The following is a 4,128-nucleotide window of genomic DNA, read 5'->3' on the forward strand; positions in this document are numbered from 1 at the left end:
TCCAACGCCGCAGCACACTCCCCCATCCGCTCCGCGAAAACCGGCACCTCCCCCAACAACTCCACCGCCATACCCACCCACTGCGACCCCTGACCGGGGAAGACGAGGACAACACGGTCGTCGGAGGCAGTGGCCGTGCCGTGAACGACGTCGGGAGTCTCTCGACCCGCCGCGAATTCGGCCAGGTCGCGTACCGGGTCGGCGGCGTGCGCCCCGAGGAGAACGGCCCTGTGGTCGAGCACGGCGCGGGTGGTGGCCAGGGCGTGGCCGATGTCATCGGCCCGCGCGGTCCCGGTGACGCCTTCAGCCGTCGGCACGAGGCGTCGTGCCTGGTCGCGCAGGGCCGCGCCGGAGGACGCCGACAGGATCCAAGGCTCGGTCGTGCCGCCCGGGCGGTGGTCGTCGGCGCGGGTCCCGGTGTCCGGTCCCTGTTCCAGGATGACGTGGGCGTTGGTGCCGCTGACTCCGAACGAGGAGACCCCAGCGCGTCGGGGCCGCCCGGTCTCGGGCCAGTCGCGTGGCTCGGCAAGGAGTGCCATGGTGCCGGACGACCAGTCGACGTGCCCGGTGGGCGAGTCGACGTGCAGAGTCCTGGGCAGCGCGCTGTTCCGCAGGGCGAGGACGGTCTTGATCACGCCCGCGACGCCGGCGGCGGCCTGGGTGTGGCCGATGTTCGATTTCACCGACCCCAACCACAACGGCCGCTCCGGGTCGCGCCCCTGCCCGTACGTGGCCAGGAGCGCCCCGGCCTCGATCGGATCACCCAGCCTCGTGCCCGTACCGTGCGCCTCCACCACGTCCACATCCGAGGCCCGGAGTCCGGCGTCGGCCAACGCCGCCCGGATCACCCGCTGCTGAGCGACACCGCTGGGCGCGGACAGACCGTTGGACGCACCATCCTGATTGACCGCACTACCCCGCACCACCGCGAGCACCCGGTGCCCACGACGACGCGCGTCAGACAACCGCTCGACGACGAGCACGCCGACTCCCTCGGAGAACCCGGCGCCGTCAGCGCCCGCGCCGAAGGCCTTGCTGCGGCCGTCGGGCGCCAGGCCGCCCTGACGGGTGAACTCGGTGAAGACGCCCGGGGTGGACATGACGGTGACGCCGCCGGTGAGAGCGAGGTCGCACTCGCCCTGCCGCAGCGAACGCACCGCCAGGTGCAGCGCGACGAGGGAGGAGGAGCAGGCCGTGTCGACGGTGAGAGCCGGGCCCTCCAGCCCGAGGGTGTAGGCCACGCGGCCGGAGAGGACGCTGCCGATGTTGCCCGTTGCGACGTATCCGGCGGTCTCCTCGGGGACGTCCGGACCGGCGGCGAGGTAGTCGCCGCCGTTGGTGCCGGTGAACACTGCCGTCCGGGTGCCGTGCAGGCTGGTGGGGTCGATGCCCGCCTGTTCCAGGGCTTCCCAGGAGGTCTCCAGGAGCAACCGCTGCTGCGGGTCCATCGCCAACGCCTCACGCGGTGAGATACCGAAGAACTCCGCGTCGAAGTCGGCCGCGTCGTGGAGGAACCCGCCTTCGTGGGCGCTCGACGTGCCCGCGCCGGCGTGGTCGCCGGTGGCCCGGAGCCCGTCGAGGTCCCAGCCGCGGTCCTCGGGAAACGGGGTGATGGCGTCGCCCCCGTCGCGGAGCAGGTCCCACAGGTCCTGCAGGGAGCGGACCTCACCGGGGAAACGGCAGCTCATGCCGACGACGGCGATCCGGTCGTCCTCGTCGGCCGGGTCCGGGGCGTGGACGTCTGCGGCGGCGGTCTCCGGTGCCGGTGCTGTGCCTCCCGCAGCGGCGACCAGCTCGTCCCCTATGCGGGCGGCTAGCGAGCGGGCGTTGGGATGGTCGAAGACGACGGTGGAGACCAGCCGAAGTCCGGTCACGTTGTTCAGACGGTTGCGCAGTTCGACGGCGGTGACGGAGTCGAAGCCGAGGTCGCGGTAGGCGGTCGTGGGGTCGACGGCGTCGGGGCCGGGGTGGCCGAGGACCTGGGCGGCCTGCTCGCGGACGAGGTTGAGCAGGGCCGCCTGCCGGTCGGCCGGGTCGCCCAGTGCGGTGATGCGGGCGGCAAGGCCGTCGGCCGCGCCCGGGTCGGCGACCGGCCGGGCATCCGGCTCTGCGGTCCGACGGCATTCGGGCAGATCGGCGAGGAACGGGCTGGGTCGGGTGGCGGTGTACGCCGTACGGAACCTGTCCCATTCCACGTCGGCTACCAGGACGGCCGGTTCGGTGCCGCCGGCCACCGCGAGGAGGGCCGTGACCGCGAGGTCGGGGTCCATCACGGGGAGCCCGTGCCGGCCCGCGGTCGCCTCGATGTCGCCCTCGGTGGCCATGCCCCGCTCGTCCCAGATGCTCCAGGCGATGGAGGTGGCGGGCAGCCCCAGGGCGCGCCGCTGTTCGGCCAGGGCGTCCAGATAGGCGTTGCCGGGGGCGTAGTTGCCCTGTCCGGAGGCCCCCAGGGTGCCGGCCAGGGAGGAGAAGAGCACGAAGGCGTCAAGCTCGGTGTCCAGGGTCAGTTGGTGCAGGTGCCACGCCCCGTCGGCCTTGACTCGCAGGACCTGGTCGATCCCCTCGGGGGTGATGCCCTCGACGACGGAGTCGTCGAGGACGGCGGCGGTGTGCACGACCGCCGTGAGTGGGCAGTCAGGCGACACCGTGGCGAGCAGTTCGGCCACGGCCGTCCGGTCCGAGACGTCGCAGGCGGCGAGCGTGACGCGCACGCCGGTCTCCTCCAGTTCGGCGCGCAGTTCGGCGGCGCCGGGCGCGTCAGGCCCGCGTCGGCCGACCAGCAGGAGGTGTTCGGCGCCGGTCCTGGCGAGGTGGCGGGCCACGCGAGAGCCGAGCCCACCGGTTCCGCCGGTGACCAGGACGGTGCCGCGCGGGCGCCACGCCGGCCGGGCGCCGGAGGCGTCGGCGTCGGCGTGTGAGAGGCGGCGGACGAGGGCACCGGACGGGCGCAGGGCCACCTGGTCCTCGCCGGTGTCGCCGGTCAGGAGCGCCGCGAGGAGGCGTCCGGTGCGCGTGTCGGGTCGGGTGGGCAGGTCGACCAGGCCACCGAACCGCTCCGGGTGCTCCAGTGCGGCGATCCTGCCGAGGCCCCAGACCATGTGCTGGGCGGCCGCGTCGTCGCGGGCTGTGCGCGCGTCCCGGGCTGTGGCGGTGACAGCGTCGTGGGTCAGGAGCCACAGGCGTCCGCCGGTCCCCGCGTCACCGAGCGCCTGGAGCAGGGCGACGGTCGTGGTGAGGCCGGTGCGCGCGACGGCGTTCCGATTGGCGGCTCCATCGGTGACGGTCAGCAGGGACAGCACACCGGCGAACTGGGCGTCGGGCAGCCGGTCGGCGATTTCCTCCCGGGTGGCGTTCCCGGTCAGGGTGAGTGTGGTGACGTCACCGCCGTGGCCGCGTACGGCGGCGACGACCGCGTCGGCACAGCCGGTCGCCGCGGCGGAGTCCGCCGGTACGGCCAGGAGCCAGGTGCCGGTCAGGACGGGGCTGTCGGGCAGCGCGACGGGGGCCCAGCGCACGTGGTACTGCCAGGAGTCGACGGTGGCCGCGGCGGTGCGGCTCCGGTGCCAGGTCCGCAGAGCGGGCAGGACACCGCTCAGGGCGTCGCCGTCCATGTCGAGGAGGCCGGCCAGGGACTCGGGGTCGTCGCTCTGCACGGCGTCCCAGAAGCCCGCGTCGCCGACGGTGCGCGGGGGAGCCTGAGCGGTGACCGGCCCGCGCAGTGTGTCGAGGTCCCACCAGTAGCGTTCGCGCTGGAAGGCGTACGTGGGCAGGTCGACGTGTACGGCATCGGCGTCGGCGAACGCCCGGGTCCAGTCGACGGGCAGTCCCTGTGCGAAGGCCTCTCCGAAGGAGGAGAACACGCGTCGCGCTCCTCCGTCGTCGCGGCGCAGTGTTCCGGTGACCACGGCCTCGTGACCGGCTGCCTCCAGGGTGTCCTGCACCGCCGCGGTCAGCACCGGGTGGGGGCTGCATTCGACGAACGCTCCGGCGTCCGTCGTGGCGAGGGCCCGCACGGCTTCTTCGAATCGGACCGGGTGGCGGAGGTTGCGTACCCAGTACGCGGCGTCCGGTACCTCGTCACCGAGCCAGTCACCCGTGACCGTCGAGAAGAACGGCACCCGCGCACGA

At 73.5% G+C, this 4,128-nt stretch carries 1 protein-coding gene; it reads right to left on the reverse strand.

Annotated features, from left to right (window positions below; translation table 11 throughout):
• Positions 1-4,128, reverse strand: a 4,128-nt coding sequence (locus tag ACI2K4_RS36175; protein WP_404517623.1) for an SDR family NAD(P)-dependent oxidoreductase, incomplete at both ends; no start/stop codon positions are given.

The organism is Micromonospora sp. NPDC050397 (assembly GCF_044901685.1).
In the GTDB taxonomy this organism is placed as follows: Bacteria; Actinomycetota; Actinomycetes; order Mycobacteriales; family Micromonosporaceae; genus Micromonospora_G.